This window comes from Anthropogastromicrobium sp., assembly GCF_037349415.1.
GTDB lineage: Bacteria > Bacillota > Clostridia > Lachnospirales > Lachnospiraceae > Anthropogastromicrobium > Anthropogastromicrobium aceti.
Genome location: NZ_JAXWCK010000012.1, coordinates 151,788 through 167,130, shown reverse-complemented (window position 1 = coordinate 167,130; position 15,343 = coordinate 151,788). Strand labels below are relative to the sequence as shown.

Annotated in this window: 19 protein-coding genes; all 19 read left to right on the top strand. The window is 41.8% G+C overall.

Features of this window, described 5'->3' with window-relative positions; all coding sequences use genetic code 11:
* The 19 genes from WJP93_RS01580 to WJP93_RS01490 all read left to right on the top strand — a co-directional run bounded on the left by WJP93_RS01580 (position 1) and on the right by WJP93_RS01490 (position 15,221).
* Positions 1 to 2,436: a hypothetical protein gene (locus tag WJP93_RS01580; protein WP_337546477.1), complete on the top strand. Its 2,436-nt coding sequence runs from the start codon at positions 1 to 3 to the stop codon at positions 2,434 to 2,436.
* Between the two features lie 27 nt (positions 2,437 to 2,463).
* On the top strand, positions 2,464 to 2,775 hold the full coding sequence (locus WJP93_RS01575; RefSeq protein WP_337546476.1) for a DUF5592 family protein: 312 nt from the start codon (positions 2,464 to 2,466) through the stop codon (positions 2,773 to 2,775).
* Complete coding sequence (locus tag WJP93_RS01570) at positions 2,772 to 5,222, top strand: hypothetical protein (RefSeq protein ID WP_337546474.1); 2,451 nt, start codon at positions 2,772 to 2,774, stop codon at positions 5,220 to 5,222. Before WJP93_RS01575 ends, WJP93_RS01570 begins: the two co-directional genes overlap by 4 nt.
* 4 nt (positions 5,223 to 5,226) lie before the next feature.
* The gene (locus WJP93_RS01565; RefSeq protein ID WP_337546472.1) at positions 5,227 to 5,907 is read left to right on the top strand and encodes a phage tail tip lysozyme; all 681 of its coding nucleotides are present in this window, start codon (positions 5,227 to 5,229) and stop codon (positions 5,905 to 5,907) included.
* A gap of 15 nt (positions 5,908 to 5,922) precedes the next feature.
* A complete protein-coding gene (locus tag WJP93_RS01560; protein ID WP_337546470.1) occupies positions 5,923 to 6,489 on the top strand; it encodes a C39 family peptidase in 567 nt (188 codons plus the stop codon).
* Between the two features lie 20 nt (positions 6,490 to 6,509).
* Complete coding sequence (locus tag WJP93_RS01555) at positions 6,510 to 6,779, top strand: hypothetical protein (RefSeq protein WP_337546468.1); 270 nt, start codon at positions 6,510 to 6,512, stop codon at positions 6,777 to 6,779.
* Entirely contained in the window at positions 6,769 to 6,942 is a 174-nt protein-coding gene (locus tag WJP93_RS01550) for a hypothetical protein (RefSeq protein ID WP_337546466.1), read from the top strand. The genes WJP93_RS01555 and WJP93_RS01550 overlap by 11 nt, the downstream gene beginning before the upstream one ends.
* Entirely contained in the window at positions 6,903 to 7,775 is an 873-nt protein-coding gene (locus WJP93_RS01545; RefSeq protein WP_337546465.1) for a hypothetical protein, read from the top strand. Before WJP93_RS01550 ends, WJP93_RS01545 begins: the two co-directional genes overlap by 40 nt.
* Positions 7,772 to 8,854 carry a hypothetical protein gene (locus tag WJP93_RS01540; protein ID WP_337546463.1) on the top strand — a complete coding sequence of 361 codons (1,083 nt, stop codon included), beginning with the start codon at positions 7,772 to 7,774 and terminating at the stop codon, positions 8,852 to 8,854. Before WJP93_RS01545 ends, WJP93_RS01540 begins: the two co-directional genes overlap by 4 nt.
* The gene (locus WJP93_RS01535) at positions 8,851 to 9,768 is read left to right on the top strand and encodes a hypothetical protein (protein WP_337546461.1); all 918 of its coding nucleotides are present in this window, start codon (positions 8,851 to 8,853) and stop codon (positions 9,766 to 9,768) included. Before WJP93_RS01540 ends, WJP93_RS01535 begins: the two co-directional genes overlap by 4 nt.
* A 44-nt stretch (positions 9,769 to 9,812) precedes the next feature.
* Complete coding sequence (locus WJP93_RS01530) at positions 9,813 to 10,409, top strand: hypothetical protein (RefSeq protein ID WP_337546460.1); 597 nt, start codon at positions 9,813 to 9,815, stop codon at positions 10,407 to 10,409.
* A gap of 328 nt (positions 10,410 to 10,737) precedes the next feature.
* Positions 10,738 to 11,010, top strand: a complete 273-nt coding sequence (locus WJP93_RS01525; protein WP_227100417.1) for a hypothetical protein — start codon at positions 10,738 to 10,740, stop codon at positions 11,008 to 11,010.
* A 5-nt stretch (positions 11,011 to 11,015) separates the two neighbouring features.
* Positions 11,016 to 11,429: a hypothetical protein gene (locus tag WJP93_RS01520; protein WP_337546458.1), complete on the top strand. Its 414-nt coding sequence runs from the start codon at positions 11,016 to 11,018 to the stop codon at positions 11,427 to 11,429.
* Between the two features lie 36 nt (positions 11,430 to 11,465).
* On the top strand, positions 11,466 to 12,704 hold the full coding sequence (gene mobP2, locus WJP93_RS01515) for a MobP2 family relaxase (RefSeq protein WP_337546456.1): 1,239 nt from the start codon (positions 11,466 to 11,468) through the stop codon (positions 12,702 to 12,704).
* Positions 12,705 to 12,726: 22 nt separating this feature from the next.
* Complete coding sequence (locus WJP93_RS01510) at positions 12,727 to 13,035, top strand: BlaI/MecI/CopY family transcriptional regulator (RefSeq protein ID WP_227100414.1); 309 nt, start codon at positions 12,727 to 12,729, stop codon at positions 13,033 to 13,035.
* A gap of 27 nt (positions 13,036 to 13,062) precedes the next feature.
* Complete coding sequence (locus tag WJP93_RS01505; RefSeq protein ID WP_262536557.1) at positions 13,063 to 13,194, top strand: hypothetical protein; 132 nt, start codon at positions 13,063 to 13,065, stop codon at positions 13,192 to 13,194.
* Positions 13,184 to 13,957: a DUF5688 family protein gene (locus WJP93_RS01500; protein WP_337546454.1), complete on the top strand. Its 774-nt coding sequence runs from the start codon at positions 13,184 to 13,186 to the stop codon at positions 13,955 to 13,957. The genes WJP93_RS01505 and WJP93_RS01500 overlap by 11 nt, the downstream gene beginning before the upstream one ends.
* 54 nt (positions 13,958 to 14,011) lie before the next feature.
* A complete protein-coding gene (locus WJP93_RS01495) occupies positions 14,012 to 14,152 on the top strand; it encodes a hypothetical protein (protein ID WP_337546453.1) in 141 nt (46 codons plus the stop codon).
* Position 14,153: 1 nt separating this feature from the next.
* Complete coding sequence (locus WJP93_RS01490; RefSeq protein WP_337546452.1) at positions 14,154 to 15,221, top strand: zincin-like metallopeptidase domain-containing protein; 1,068 nt, start codon at positions 14,154 to 14,156, stop codon at positions 15,219 to 15,221.
* Positions 15,222 to 15,343 lie beyond the last annotated feature (122 nt).

Genomic DNA, 15,343 nt, shown 5'->3' with positions numbered 1-15,343 from the left:
ATGGACTACAAGGATATCTTGTATAACTATGCTGAATATTTTGAGCAGAGTGATGTCGCATCTAACGTGATACGTTGGATTGGATGGCAAATCATTAAGCTGTTGCATGGTATCTGTGATATGTGTCAGGGACTGTGGGAGGCTGTCTTTCAAGCACTAGACTTTACAAAGACATTTGCCGATAAACTGGGAGTTTATTATCCGATATGGTCTGCCATTTTTTTGATTACAATTCTGGCAGTTGGAACGGTGTTTCTATATTCAGAACACCGTCCCCCTTTTTTGAAAAACTTAGTTATCACAATGGCAGTAGTAATGCTGCTTCCGAGCGGAGTGCGCTTGAGTGCGCAGTTGCTTCAGATAGAGCAGACTGTTTTCATGGCGAATGGAAACAGTGTTGCAGATACAACCGTAATCACAAATGTTACTGATCTATTGTATCAGAAAAACAATGACTGGAGTTTTGAGTCACCAAATTGTTTCTCAGGTGCGACGATTAAGTACATTGATCCCAACGAGCAGGTAGAGAAGAAAACAGCTAAAGTTTTTAAGTATTACATGGTAGTAGATGAGGCAAGTGGTGAGGTTACTTATAAAAAGATTGGAAAAGGCTTTTTTGGACTTTTGACACCGCTTTACTATCGGTATTCCATCCACTTCATGGCGATTATTGGTGAGTTAATTGTTAATTCATTGGTGTTGATTTTTGCATCATATCGTTTGTTTCGATTGATTTGGGACATGATATATGGCGAAATTTTGGCATACATATTGTCAGGTGATGTGGTATCCGGTGAAAAAACGAAACAAGTACTTCAATATCTTTTGAATCTGTTTTGGAGCATATCTATTATGATATGGGGCTTTGCGATTTGGAGAGAGTTTGAAATATGGGTAGCAAGCCAGTACACCAATAATTTCATCCGAATCATAATGATTGCATTTGGTGGTGTTGCAATGATTGATGGACCAGATGTTGTTGAGCGTGTCATGGGAATTGATGTCGGCGTGAAGGATGGTATGATGAAAACCATGGGAGCAATGCATTTGATGCAGTCTGGTATTGGAGCTGCGAAAGCAGGAGCAGGAGCCGCAAAAAAAGCTGCTGGGGTTGCAAAAAAAGCAGGCGAAAGCATGTTGAATCCGGGCGGACAGGCACAGCAAAGTCGAATGCAGGAGGCGGCAGGAACAAATGGAAGATCACAGCAGGCACAAGAACCGCCGGGAGGTGCTGGAAATCCCGGAGGACAGGGATCAGAAGACAATGCAAGGAGAGAGCCGCCGGGAGGCACACAGACTTCGGAGCAGCAAATGTCCAATCCTAGCGAGCAGACTGAAAACAGACAGGATGTAGGAAACGAGCAGTCAGGCACAGATTTTTCCGCAGGATCTGGCACAGAAAGTGGAGAAAAACAAGCGGATTCGTCAGTTGCTAATGCAGAAGCGGTACCAACGAATGCAGCAGGAGCAGGTGATGCCACACAGAGTATGCCGGAAATGCCAACAAGCCAGTCAGAATCAACTCAGGGAGCTGGAAAAGAATCATCATCTGGTGATCAGTCACAAAATGGCAATGCTCAAAATAGCAATGCTCGAAACGGACACGCAAATGAGGCAGCTGGTAGCAAAACAGGAAATGAACCACCGGGAAAGGCAAGCACTCCATCTGACAAGCAGGCTACAGCAGAAGGAACGCAAAAGACTACAGGCGAAAACAGTAAGTCAGAGTCAGCAGCACAGAAGAAAGCAGAAAAAACAGAGCAAAGAGGCAATGAGCCACCGGGAGGCGCTTCTAAATCAGGAAAAAGAGGAGAAGCGAATGCAGCAGTCGGAAGGAAAGACGATCAAATGCGACAGGCTGGAGAGAACGATCAGCCGTCCGTTTCCTCGACAAGCGCAGATGGAAGCAATGAGCCATCGGCTATGTCAGAAGGCATAGATGGAGGGAATGAGCCAACGGTTACTTCTGAAGAAACAGGAACAAACGGAGAGCCATCACTTGCATCGGCAGATGCAAATGGGGAGCTATCTGGTACATATTTCGCATCAGAAGAAATTCCTAATTCTGTTGCTGCGGATATGGAAGGTAGTTCAAATGGAAAATCCGGCAGTGGATATACGGATATGCCAGGGAAATCATCTGAGCGTGTCCAAAACGGACACACTCAAAATACAAGAACTGGTAAGAGAAACACACAAGACCACAAGATGTTGAATCCAGAAATGAAGGATGCACCTTTCAATGAAAAATCATTCTCAAATGTTTCAAAAAGAACTGCTGGGCAAAAGGCAAAGACTGCTTCACAAAGCAAAAAAAGCTTAGGCAGTCGTGGACAGAAAAGCTTGAATCAGTCATTGCCATCGGATTCAGAAAAGCGTGTCCGAAACGGACACACTCAAATCAGTGAGCCACCAAAAGAAAACAAGCAGGAATAAAGGCGCAAGAACCGCCGGGAGGAAAGAATGGCATATCATGTAACGAAAGACTTAAAAGCCGAAATTAAGGTTGGCGGAAGTCTTTTTCTGAAGGATTTGATGGGGTTGATTTTGTTTCCGGCAATCATGTATTTTCTGACTGGAGCGATTGTGGCAGACGGATTGAAGATTGTCTATATCGTTTACAACGTAGTTGTTGTGTTAGCGTTATTGCAGCGTCCGAAAAGCAATCCGGGAAAACAGGTGTGGCAAATCTTTCTCTTGATAATGAAAGAGGATGAACAAACCTACCATATGATTAGCCAATGGACAAAATCTGACAGGGAGGACAGAACATGAAAAAAGCAAAAAAAACGATTGCCGGAATGGAAAGCCTGTTCGAGATTCGGCAATATGACATGAAAAATTCATGTTTCAAACTGCAAGGGGGTCGATGCATGGATTTGGTTCGTGTGATCTGTACAGACTTTCAATCCATTCGAGAAGTGGATCTGGAATATGAAAATTTGAAGATGGAGCAGTTTTATAGCAGATACCCTTCCGATATTAAACTGGTTTGCGTGAATATGCCGGAACGCTGTACGGAGCAATTAGCATTTGTTTCCCATAAACTGGAAAATTGTCAGCATGAGTGGAAAAGAAAGGCATTGAGGGCAAGGAGAATGGAGCTGGAGTGGTTGGAAAAAAATCGGCAAAGAAAAGAATATTACTTGTTTCTATATACCGATTCCCCAGAGCAACTTTCCGATGCAAGAGGTGGAGCGATTGCCCGCCTAGAGGATGCCCGTCTGGTGATGTCAATCACCAGACAGGAAAAAATAGAAGTATTAACAAAGATGATGAATCCAGAACAGACTTTTTTTAACAAGATCAAACTGGAAGAAAAAGAAACGATGGATCGAGATGGATATGATTCCCGTCTGTTGGCTGCAATTCAGCCCGCAGGCGGGATTCGCTTTCATTCGGCTTACATCAGAACAGGAAGTAATTACGGAGCCATTCTGACAATCTATGATTGGAAAAATGAACTGGATTCGCATTGGCTGTCCCCTCTTGTCAATCAAAACAATTTGATTGTGTCGGCAGACTTTGGAATAGCTGATACACGAGAAGTGAAACGAATGATAGATCGTTCTTTTACGGAACAAAAGATTCGTTTTCAAACGGAGCATAAAGACGGAGAGCAGATGGACGCAGGGCGACGTTATCAAGAACTGAAAGAGCTGCGAGATGCCGTGGCAAATCAGGGAGAGACACTTCGCTTTGTAACAATCCGACTATACGTTTCAGCAAAGAAATTGGATGAGTTGGAAGAGCGAGTCACCAAAATTCAGAGCGCAGTAGAGACAGCAGAGTATCATTGCACGGTACTTTTGCATGAGCAAAAGCAGGAATGGCAGGCTTTGTTACTGCCATATAAAAGGCAGCAGAAATTGTCAAATGCACGAGACGGTCAGATTCTTCCCGGCAGTGCAATCAGTGACGGGAATCCATTTAACTTCTCCTACCTTTCTGATCCGTACAGTTGCTATATGGGATCAACTCCTACAATGGGAAGCTTTAATTTCAATCTGTTTACAAAGACGAAAAAGCGATTATCCTACAATGCACTGGTCTATGGTGCTATGGGAAGTGGAAAGTCTACGCTTTTAAAGAAGCTGATTGAGGTGCAGGCTTTGTTTGGCGATTACGTTCGCATACTGGATCCGTCTGGCGAATATCAGCCGCTTGTGGAGGCATTGGGGGGCAAGTATCTATCCTTGGACGGCAGAGACGGTATCCTTAATGAATTTGAAATTCAAAAAACAGACGAGAATGAGGGCACATGTTGGGTACAACATGTTTCCAAATTAACTGCCATTTATCGTCTGCGACGGCAAAATCAATGTGGACAAAACGAACTTAATACATACAGTAAGCTGCTGCTTGATTTTTACATAAGTTTTGGCATTATTCCAAAGGATGGAAAGATCACACAGCAGACTCCTGTTTGTGGTTTGCCGTCAGAATATTATCCCACCATGTCGGATTTTTTATCTTATTTAAACAGGCGCATTCAGGAATATGAACCATCAGCAGATGCCGAACATGGAGAGTTGGGAAAGAAGTTTCTTCTGCAGGCGGATGAGATACGCAGCACTTACGAAAATCTGGTACGAAACTATGGAAGTTTGTTGGATGGTCATACAAGCATCCAAAACATCAGCCAGATACAAGTACTGTGTTTCAATGTCTATACTGTGTTGAAGCTGGAACCAGCAATCTGCTCTGGTATTTTGTACAATGCATTGATGATGTACTGGGATCATTGTGTTCGAGTCGGAAGCAGAATGAAGGCTTTATATGAGAAACGAGAAATTGCAGAGCGTGATGTTATCCACAGTATGGTTGTGGTAGATGAGTCGCATCATATTTTGAATGCACAATTTGTTGATTGCGTGCGCCAGATGACAGTTATGGCTCGTGAAATGCGAAAGTACTTTTCTGGCATCATTTTTGCTACACAGTTAATTACAGATAACCTCAAAGGTGATAATGCATCATCAGAAGAGAAAGCCGTGCAGGACTTATTTGATCTTGCTACCTATCGCTTTATCGGAAAACAGACAGCAACATGTATTCCAGTGCTGGAAAGCAAATTTCCGGGTATGTATACGGAAACGGAATTGTATCGAATCCCTTCGTTAGACATGGGGTCATTTATGGTAACGGCAGGGGATCAAAATTTGGAAGTAAAGTTTTTTATTACGGAAACGGAAGATCGCTTGTTTGCCGGAGGACGATAAGTGAATGAATCATAAAAAAGCATTGTTGAAGATTCTGAAATGGGCAGGATCTTTTTTAATTTCTACGTTGTTTTCAGCACCAATCATTATTGTGCTTCTGATCGGTGGCATGGTAATGGCTTTGTTTGGAAAATCTTCAAGATCGTCTAGTGATGTAACATTTAAAGATAGCGTTTCTGTTACAAATACTGCAGCACTCATTTGCGAGTATTTTTCAGAGGCAGGATATACTGATATTCAGATTGCTGCTATTTTAGGTAATTTGGAGTGGGAATCCCGATTGGATTATAACTCATATACACAATTAAAAAAAGGTGGAACTGCAATGGGAATCGCCCAGTGGACAAACTACAGTGGAACAAATAGTCTGGAATTATTCGCAGAATCAAAAGGCATGGAATGGAATGATCTGGAACTGCAATGCATGGCAATAGATGCCACGCTGCACAACCAAAATCCTTATTCTGGCTGGTATGATACCGGGATGGGAAAGTACTATGGAGTCACGAAAGCAGATTTTTGGGAAGGTGATTTGTATGACGCAACGATGTCTTTTTTCTGTTGTTTTGAAGATCCAGAGGAATATCCGGCTGGCTGCAATAATCATGGATATGCATCGGCATCGGGTTGTCTGTCAGTGTCGTTTGACTGTGGAAATGGTCATGGACGTTATCCATACGCTTAAAAATATCTTGAGAATATGGAAAACGGCGATTTGAGTGGTGATCGTGATGAAGAGGAACGCGAATCGGATGCAGATGGAGAAGTTACATCGGAGGAACCATCAGGCGGCATGGAGATTCCGTTATATTTGCAGGGAAACTATGCATCAGTAGCATGGGGAGACACCAACCTTGCAAAGTCAGGATGTGGTCCGACCAGTCTGGCGATGGTGATGACATATTTGACAGGTGAGACGGTTACTCCGCCAGATATGATTGCATGGAGTGGTACTGCATATTTGACACCAACAGGCAGCTCATGGGAATTTTTTCCGGCAGCAGCGGCACACTACGGAGTAGGGTATCGCAAGGTAAAAGATCGGGCAAGTGTAGTAGAAGCATTGGAAAATGGCTATCCAATCATTGCCAGAGAACAGCCGGGAAGCTTTTTTTCACCTGTTGGGCATTTTATTGTTTTGCGTGGAGTAACGGATGATGGGCAGTTTTTGGTTAATGACCCAGCCGGAAAGTATTCTGTAAACCGAGAGTTTACATGGGATGAGATTGAGCGAACAGAAAATTTCTATATGATCTTCGGGGAGTAACCGAAGAGAAAGGAGACATTATGGATGGCGAACAAAAACGTGTGTTTCTTGTGCTGGCGGATGATGAGATAGCTGGAATCCGACCGCCAAAGGGAATTTATTTTACAAAGTTTTTGTCAGCAGCGCAGGAAATGTGGATTTCAGAAAAGATGATGAAACAAAAGAGAAATCCATATGTTTTGACAGCAAGAAGTATGTTGATTCCTGTTTTCGAATGCCGAATGGAGGAAGGAGTCCCTACCATTCGCCCGAAAAAGGAAAGAACAAAGGAGAATGCTTATGAGCTTTAATAATTCGACACAATGCCGAAGAGAGCAAAGCAGCTGCAAACAGTGTATTTATAATAAGCATTGTATGGAGTATGATCGGCAGTATACATGCAGTTGGTTTCAGCAGAAGGAGGAAGAAAATAAGTGCGGTTGGAACATGCAGGAAAAAAGAAATCCTATTTAATGGCAGCAGCAGGTATTCTAGTTGGGTATCTGTTTTTCTTCACATCATCATTGTGGTATCCGGGTCAAAACAACGCATCAGAGTATACACCGATTGGACAGTTACAGAAGATCGGTGAGACAGAGAATAGCGTTACGATTGAATATTGGGCATATGCATCAGAACAGCAGGCAATGTCTGTGGAATTAGATGTAAATACAGCAGAGAAAGTATCTTTTGAGGCAGTTGATAAAAAAAGGAGAGAAATTCCAGTTACTGTGAAATTATCACAAGCAGGTACCTATGTACTGGAGCTGGATTCCGTGCAACCGGATTTTCAAGCCGTATCCTTGCGTGTGACCGTAGAAGGAAAAATCATTCGATTGTATACCAATGAGAAGCAAGTTGACCAGGTTAAAGAATTGAAGTTTTATCAAGATTTAGATGGATATTATCAAGCCAGAATCAATCGAAACATTCAATCGCTGGAGCAGGAAATTGCAGACCAGAAAGAGTTGATTCAAAAGCTAAATGAGGAAATTTCTTCCTGTCAGAAACAGATTGACCAGACAAATGAGCGTTTACCGTATCTGTCCAGACAGCAGCGAACTGATGCAGAAAATTCGATAGAGGATTGGAAAAAGCAGATAGAAAGTTACCAGACTCAGCAAAAGGAAGCAAAGGAACGGATTACAGAGCTGACAGATGAAATTGAAAACCAAAAGAAGTTAATTTCCGGGGAAGGTGGTGTGCCCGAATCGAACACAGAAAATTCGGTAACAGGTGAAATAAAAGAAACAGATTCAAGCGTGTCCGAATCGGACACGGAACAAGTGGAAGGAGAGTCAAAATGAAATGTATCTTTGTTGGAGATTTAGAGGATGATGCAGGATTTGTTGCGGAGGTCTTGCAGGAAAAGGGAATTGAGTTAATTGAAGCCGGAGTTTACGACCAGATTGAAAAGACAATCAATCCAGTCATTGAGGCACAAGCTGAGATTGTTGTTTATGATTTACTAGTATTATCGGATCAGCCGGATGAATTGGTTGATATTATCAATCGAATCCAACAATCCAGAAACGGTGCAAAAATTATTTTCTTGGCAGCTGGAAAAGGAACTAACACACCAGTTATTGATAAGCTGCTAAAGGCAGGATATGTAAATTTCGTATTGGAGTCGACTTATGGTGCGAAGAAAACAAAGTTCGCAAGATGCCTTACGAACTACTATGAGAGCAATGCAGGAAATGTAAACCAAGAACTGAAAGAAGCGGATTTGCCGCATGAACTTCATTTCATTGCATTTGCAGGCACACAGTCTCGGATTGGAACAACCACTCAGGCATTACAGTATGCTGGATATTTGGCAGACTGTGGAGAAAAGGTATGCTATGTGGAAGAAACTTCTGATGGTTTTCCGCATTGCCTGTTGGGACTGTATCAGTATGCAGTAGAGACGGGAGACTGCATTACTTATGCAGGTATCCCAATGTATGAGAGAAAGCCGATGCAGGAACTTCTAAAAATGGACTATGAGTATTTTGTTTTGGATATGGGAAGCATGAAGCAGGAGCAGTTTTTATCAACTCTATTTTTCGATAGCAGAGTAAAAAGAGTAATTGTTGCCGGAGCAAAACCGCAGGAGTGGATACATACCAAAACTGCACGAGCAAATGTATTGTGTAGGGATGCAGCCTACATTATTTCGTTTGCATCCAATGAGGATATAGTGGGGATCAGCAGCAGCTTTGCAAATCCACCACTATTTGCAGCATGGATTCCTGATATGTTTGCAAGAGATCAAGAGGATCTGAAAGCAGGATATGGATATTTGTTTTCAGAAGATAGAAAAAAGAAAAAATCTGTGTCCGAATCGGACACGGGAAAGCATCGTAAGCACAGCAGAAGTTCACGGGCAGGGAGGACATCATGATTACCCAATATTCGCATCAGCAGATCACACTTTCCGATAGGGAAAAAGAGTATGCATGGTTTCACTATGCAGCGCAAATTATCAATGCAGGCTGTATGGATCAGAGTCTGAGCGGATACAGTATAACAGGAACTGGAAGTGATGGAAAAACAGTTTCGGCAGAACTGACAAACGAGGAACTGTTTCAAATTTTTTCCGAAGTGACAACAAAGTATGGAAAAGAACTTATAAAAGCACGAATGCAGGAAGAAAGTCAGATGGAACAATCCATGTTGCAGGAAGATGTGCAGCCAGATCCACTAGAACGAAAAGACTTTCAGATCCAGATCGTGCGACACAAGTTAAAAACGAGAAAAGCAGATGTCAGTATCGCATGGGGTAACAATATAAAGGTAGAAGGGATCAGCATTAACAGCAGAAGCCGTGGAGGAGTCCGACTGGTGCAGCCAACACTGTTTGGCACAGATGGACAACGTACCCAACTAATTCATGTTGGAGATGCGCTTCAAAATGCAATTCTGGACGCATATAACAAAATGCCGGACGAGCAGGAAATGCTTCGTACAGTATATATTGCAAAGCAGACAGGATTCTTTGTTCGTACCATTCCAGTGCAGGAAGGAAAGGTAATTGGATATGCAGATATTCAGATTGGTAACGAATTACGAATTGATAAGGTAAGAATCCGAAACAATGAAGGAAAAAAATCAGTTATGTACCCGTCAGAATCAATGGGAAGCGGAGTAAACCGCAAATGGCACAACTTGGCATCTGAATTACCAGATAGTCGTTTGCATGAAAAAATCCTACAAGTGTTCGAAGAAGAACAGAGAAAACATCAGCGTCAGACAGGTCGTTCTCACTCACACCGATCTGAAAGAGAACCAGAAGAGGAGGAAGAATGGGAACGATGATAGAAAGCGTGTCCGAATCGGACACGGAAAGGAGGCAGTGAGAAATGAAGGATCAGCAGAAAAGCAAACGGCAGTTCTTTGGCATATTGGTTGTATCATGGGTGCTGATGTTGATATTTGCAGCGCTATATGTGCAGCAACTTCAAAAGGAGAAGGCTTGGAATGAAGCAGGAGAATTGACAGACGTATCGGAATTGGAAGCATTGAGGGCGGACTATGCATCGGCAGTTGCCAGATACGATCAAGCGGAGGAAAAAGAAGCAGAACGTAAGAAAGTCAATGATACCGTGCTATCCTTCCTTGATGCGTATTTTCTTTTGCCGGACAGCCGAGAGGCGCTTTTGTCCGGCTGTGAAAATTATGTGGCAGAAGATGCATGGCGGACACTTGAACTTTTGTCGAAAAATAAAAAGTACAACTCAAACGAAAGAGAACTGTTTTACTACAGAGAGGATTGTACCGAGCATGAGGAAGATGATGGCATCTATGAAGCATTTGCTATTTTTACAATTCGAGAAATAGATGGAAATGAGGCAAGTGATCAGAGTTATATGTTGGCGGTTACAGTAGAGGCAGATGAAGAAAGTACCGAGATTAACGACATTCAAACATTGACTGAAATTTATTTCCATGCAGACTGAAAGTGTGCAAAAACGACTCTATTTTTGTTAAACAAATGTAAAACAAAAATCCAGTTTAAAAAGAAAGATCAAGGATTCGAGTAATTTTATGTTAAACAAATGTAAAACAAATAAAGAAAAAGTGATATCAAGGATTTTGTAGGCTTTGCCTACTATCAGCCGCAGGATGATATCAAAATCCCTTATGCTCTTTTCAGTCTCAGACCAGATATTGGTCGGAGACTGAAAACATGCAGATTTGACCTTGCGGTCAAGAAAAAAAGCCGCGAAAAACTGTGTCCGATTCGGACACATGCGGCGAAAAAAGTCATCAAGGAAGGTGTTTGCAATGAATATTTGCATTCGTGGGATCAACGAAAGCGTTATAAAGTCACTTGATCAAGCAGCTGGAAAACGTGATATTAGTCGAGAAGAGTATCTTAGACAATGCTTGGAACGAATTGCATATGATGATCGCGCACTAGAAAATCGTTATGTGCAACAGTTGCAGAAATTAACGAGTTGTATTCAACAACAGCAAAATCAATTAAATATATTGACTGATTCAATAAAAGAAATTGCAGAATATACGATTCAAAAAGAATCAGAGTTTGAAGGATAAGTGAAATGGAAAAAGAATATAAAAGTAGCATTAAAGGAGTCAGGTTAACACAGGAAGAAAAATCAATTGTCGAGAGTATCCAGAATGAACAGCAACTTTCTGATTTTTCAAAAGCGGTTTGCTACATATTACATGATTACCTGAGACAGCAGGAAGAAATTCAGAATTTGCAGCAGAAAAACCAAAAACTAGAGGAAGCAAATCAAAAGCAGATGACAAGAATCCGTTTGGCAAGTAATGGAGCAGATGTCAGTACGCAGACGGTTATTGAAGTTTTAAATACACTGTGCTGGCAGATGCAGATGAAGGATTTTCGTTCAACAGACCAAATGCTGCATCCGGTAGTTGAGGAGGCACAGAAAACGGTGAAAGAAAGAATTGCCAATTACAAACAGAAGAAGGACTTCAAGCAAACTTAAAAGGTGTGTCCGAATCGGACACAGAAGGGAAGATGTATGGCAGAGACACCAGGACTGGTTGCAGTCACGAAATTTGTCCGACCGGGATCAAAGACCTTTGCATCCTATATTAACTATATGGATCGCGATGAAGCAATAAAAGGTGGCAACGTCAGAGCCAGTTATAGTGCATATTCGGAAGAATACATGGGAAATCCAGAAAAATCAACTGGGTTATTTAGTATGGACTATGACCAGTTATCAGCTGATACCGCTCAAATTTATAAGGAGCAATTCCAAAAAGCACAAGATGATGGTTCGTTGCTCTGGCAGACAGTTATCAGTTTTGATAATAGGTGGTTGGAAGAATTAGGTATTTATGACTCATCAACACAAGAATTAGATGAAGCTCGTATTCGCGGTATGACACGAATATTTATGAAAACGTTACTGGAAAAAGAAGGATTGCATCTTGCTTCTTGGACAGCAGCAGTCCACTACAATACAGATAATATCCATGTTCACATCGCAATCGTAGACCCAGAGAGCGAACGGGAAAAGGTGAAAGATGGAAAGTATGCCGGAGAACCCAAAGGAACATGGAGTATCCGTTCCATTCGGTATGCAAAATCGGCTGCGGTCAATGAACTCCTTGAGCTGGATCAGGAGATGAAGCGGCTAAACGACTTGGTTCGTGAGTGTATTGTAAAGCCACTTCGGGAACATGGGCAGGAAGAAATGCTTTTGCAAAACGATTTGGAACAGTTGCTTGCAAAGTTAGAAAATGAAGTACCAGACTTCCATAAATGGAAATATGGGCTTACCGATATGAAACCATACCGGAGTGAAGTAGATCGGATCACCAGCCAGTGGTTACAGCAGGTGCATCCAGAAGAATATAGAGAAATTCAAAAGCTCTGGAATCACTTGCAAAGTCAACAGGAAAGAGCGTATGGAAGCAGCAGTCAGAAAAAATCGTATCAAAACAATCAGGAATCAGACTTGTACAAAAGATGTGGAAATGCGATTTTACAAACTTTAAGAGAGACAGAGCAACAGAAGCGGCAATGGGATAAGAAACAGCAGACTGTCAGTAAGCGTGTCCGAATCGGACACGGTATTTCAAGGCTTTCGATAAGAAAGTTAAGTCGTTATTTCGAAAACAGTTATCAGCATTATAAAAACGTTGCCGCATATGAGTATGCGCAACGTCAAATTAAGTGGCAACAACAGCAGGAGATTCAAGAGGAAGACGCGCAGATTCAAGAGGCAGTCTGGTTGGATCAGCAGACGTAATAATGAAGGGAAGTGATGGAAGATGGAGGAAGAATGGAAAAGATTGTCTGAAAAGGAATTTCAGATCATGACTTACATATGGGAAGAAAATCGTCCACTTACCATGAATGAAATCCGAGAAAAAATAGGTACACAAGGAAAACCAGCAAATGTGTCTACTACCAGTTCGCAAATACGAGGATTGATTGAGAAAGGTTTCATCAGCCAATCAGGACACCGAGGGCAGATGGCAAGATATATGGCATCGGTGTCAAAAGAAGCGTATTACAAGTGGGAACTTCATGAATTTCGGAAACGATGGAACTTAACAAGTGTCCTTCGGGTTATATAAAACTACAAAGACAGAAAGGAAAAACCAATGGAAGAAACGATAAAGATTCAAAGAGCAGAAACAGAAGAAAACAGAAAGCAACGCTATTGTGACTATGAAAGAGCATTGAAGCAGTTGAGGAAAATGAAGCAACAGGAGGAAAAACAACATGCGATTTGAAGAATTTAAAGATATGCTGAAAAGCGGAGATTTGGAACAGATCCGTCCGCATCTTGCATTTGAGATGATGCCAGCAGATTCACCGAAAACAGAACGATACAACGATTGCCCGTATATTGCCATTCAAGACATGTATGCAATACCTATCATATGGGCATCACTTGATGATCATGCCGGAAGCCTTGCAAAAAAGCCATTTACAAGAGAACTCTGTGGTTATTTTGGAATTGGTTGCGGAGAAGCAATTCAACTGGTTCAAGATGAAGTGGCGAAGAAAGCACTGACAGTTTGCGAATTGCAAAGCTTTATGAATCAAGATTTTGAAAAAGGAATGTCCGGGGCAGCACGAAATGAAGCATTGTATGTGGCAACGACAAAAGATTTTTTCTATGGTGCCGGGGTAATTTGCACTTATCATTTTTTGCAGGATGCAGAAAAACGTATGGGAGGAAATTATTATATTCTGCCGTCATCTGTTCATGAATGGATGATTGTAAAAGAGGATAATGTGATTGAACCGAAGCAGTTTTTGGAAATGGTCAGAGCGGTTAATCATAATCCTTATGCAGTAAACGAATCAGAGCGTTTGACGGATAATGCATATCATTATGATGCAAAAACAAAACAGTTGGAAACAGCTGAGGAATATGAAGCCAGACTTGAAAAGGAGAGAACAGAAAGAAGAAGATCTCGCTACAGTCGAAAGAAGGAAAAGCAACAGGAACGTGAAGAACCAGAAGAAGAGGAAGAATTGGAAAGATAAGCAATAGAGGAGCGTGTCTGATTCGGACACGCTCTTGTTAGGAAAGGAGTTGCAGTGAAGAAAATGTCAATGAAAACCGATAATTATAACAAAAGTGTTCGGGAAGAACAAAAAAGACGCTATGCAGATCAAGGCGAGGATATTTCGGAGGTTGAATTAGAAGAAACATCTGATCCAGTAACGGAGGATATGTAATATGGGAAAAGCATATGATCGTGTTATGGAGAGTCGAAAAGAATTGACCAAACAGCTGATCTCGGAAATGTCTCAGGGGGAATTATGCTGGATCAAGGGGTGGAACAGTACGGGAAAAAGACCGTACAATCCAATAACAAAAGCCGTTTATAAGGGTGGAAATCGCTTTCGGTTGATGTTAGCAGCTCACATTGAACAGTATACCGATAACAGATGGGTTACATTTGCACAAGCACAAGAAAAAGGCTGGACGGTAAAAAAAGGGGAAAAAGGAATGCTCTGTGAAAAGTGGATATTTGAAGAAAAGAAAACGATAAAGGATCCGATTACTGGTGAGAAGGAAACAGTCTATGAAGAATTGGAGCATCCAAAGGTAAATTACTTCGTTTTATTTAATGCAGCACAAGTGGAGGGTATGCCTGTACTGGAGAAACAGCCAGAGCTTCCTAAAGACGAACAGTTGATGTTAGCAGATCGGTTTGTGCGTTCATCTGCTTGTCCGGTAATTGAGCAGCTAGATGAAACAGAAGCATACTATAGTCCGGCACGGGATGAAGTTCACCTTCCGATGAGAAACCGTTTTTATTCTTCTACTGAATTTTTGGCAACTGCGATCCATGAGATGAGTCACAGCACCGGGCATCCGTCACGGCTAAACAGACCACAAAAAAATGTGTTTGGAAGTAAAGAATATGCGAAAGAAGAACTAATTGCAGAGTTATCTTCCGTGTTTGTGCAGGCAGACTTAGGAATTGATATTGGTGCAAAACAATTATCGAATCATGCAGCGTATCTTCAGAACTGGATCGGAGCGCTAAAAGAAAATCCCAATGTGCTATTTCAGGCGAGTTCGGATGCAAGTCGGGCATCTGATTTTTTGATGGAACAGTATCAGAAGAGCCTGATCATGGAGCAAAAGAAGGAAAAGGGAATAATACAAAATGCGGATGAACAGAAAGAAGAAAAGCCAAAAAAAAGAAAATTTGTCAGCCATTTGACGGAAAATCCCTATTCACGGAGACTAAAAAAGGAACAGGAAACGGAAATCGAAGAAGAATTAGAACGATAACACGCGAGTGTGTCCGAATCGGACACGCTGATAGAGTGATAAAAAAACATGTTTGAACAAAAAAGCCTATTGACAGCATGTAGATTATACGCTACAATTAAAGCAAAGGGCAGAATAGGTTC

What these genes read in the sequence shown, in the direction of transcription:
- WJP93_RS01565 (WP_337546472.1), top strand. Translation starts at nt 5,227, where the DNA reads ATGAATCATAAAAAAGCATTGTTGAAGATTCTGAAATGGGCAGGATCT.
- WJP93_RS01555 (WP_337546468.1), top strand. Translation starts at nt 6,510, where the DNA reads ATGGATGGCGAACAAAAACGTGTGTTTCTTGTGCTGGCGGATGATGAG.
- WJP93_RS01510 (WP_227100414.1), top strand. Translation starts at nt 12,727, where the DNA reads ATGGAGGAAGAATGGAAAAGATTGTCTGAAAAGGAATTTCAGATCATG.
- WJP93_RS01560 (WP_337546470.1), top strand. Translation starts at nt 5,923, where the DNA reads ATGGAAAACGGCGATTTGAGTGGTGATCGTGATGAAGAGGAACGCGAA.
- WJP93_RS01490 (WP_337546452.1), top strand. Translation starts at nt 14,154, where the DNA reads ATGGGAAAAGCATATGATCGTGTTATGGAGAGTCGAAAAGAATTGACC.
- WJP93_RS01520 (WP_337546458.1), top strand. Translation starts at nt 11,016, where the DNA reads ATGGAAAAAGAATATAAAAGTAGCATTAAAGGAGTCAGGTTAACACAG.
- WJP93_RS01575 (WP_337546476.1), top strand. Translation starts at nt 2,464, where the DNA reads ATGGCATATCATGTAACGAAAGACTTAAAAGCCGAAATTAAGGTTGGC.
- WJP93_RS01540 (WP_337546463.1), top strand. Translation starts at nt 7,772, where the DNA reads ATGAAATGTATCTTTGTTGGAGATTTAGAGGATGATGCAGGATTTGTT.
- WJP93_RS01525 (WP_227100417.1), top strand. Translation starts at nt 10,738, where the DNA reads ATGAATATTTGCATTCGTGGGATCAACGAAAGCGTTATAAAGTCACTT.
- WJP93_RS01500 (WP_337546454.1), top strand. Translation starts at nt 13,184, where the DNA reads ATGCGATTTGAAGAATTTAAAGATATGCTGAAAAGCGGAGATTTGGAA.
- WJP93_RS01530 (WP_337546460.1), top strand. Translation starts at nt 9,813, where the DNA reads ATGAAGGATCAGCAGAAAAGCAAACGGCAGTTCTTTGGCATATTGGTT.
- WJP93_RS01570 (WP_337546474.1), top strand. Translation starts at nt 2,772, where the DNA reads ATGAAAAAAGCAAAAAAAACGATTGCCGGAATGGAAAGCCTGTTCGAG.
- mobP2 (WP_337546456.1), top strand. Translation starts at nt 11,466, where the DNA reads ATGGCAGAGACACCAGGACTGGTTGCAGTCACGAAATTTGTCCGACCG.
- WJP93_RS01550 (WP_337546466.1), top strand. Translation starts at nt 6,769, where the DNA reads ATGAGCTTTAATAATTCGACACAATGCCGAAGAGAGCAAAGCAGCTGC.
- WJP93_RS01505 (WP_262536557.1), top strand. Translation starts at nt 13,063, where the DNA reads ATGGAAGAAACGATAAAGATTCAAAGAGCAGAAACAGAAGAAAACAGA.
- WJP93_RS01580 (WP_337546477.1), top strand. Translation starts at nt 1, where the DNA reads ATGGACTACAAGGATATCTTGTATAACTATGCTGAATATTTTGAGCAG.
- WJP93_RS01535 (WP_337546461.1), top strand. Translation starts at nt 8,851, where the DNA reads ATGATTACCCAATATTCGCATCAGCAGATCACACTTTCCGATAGGGAA.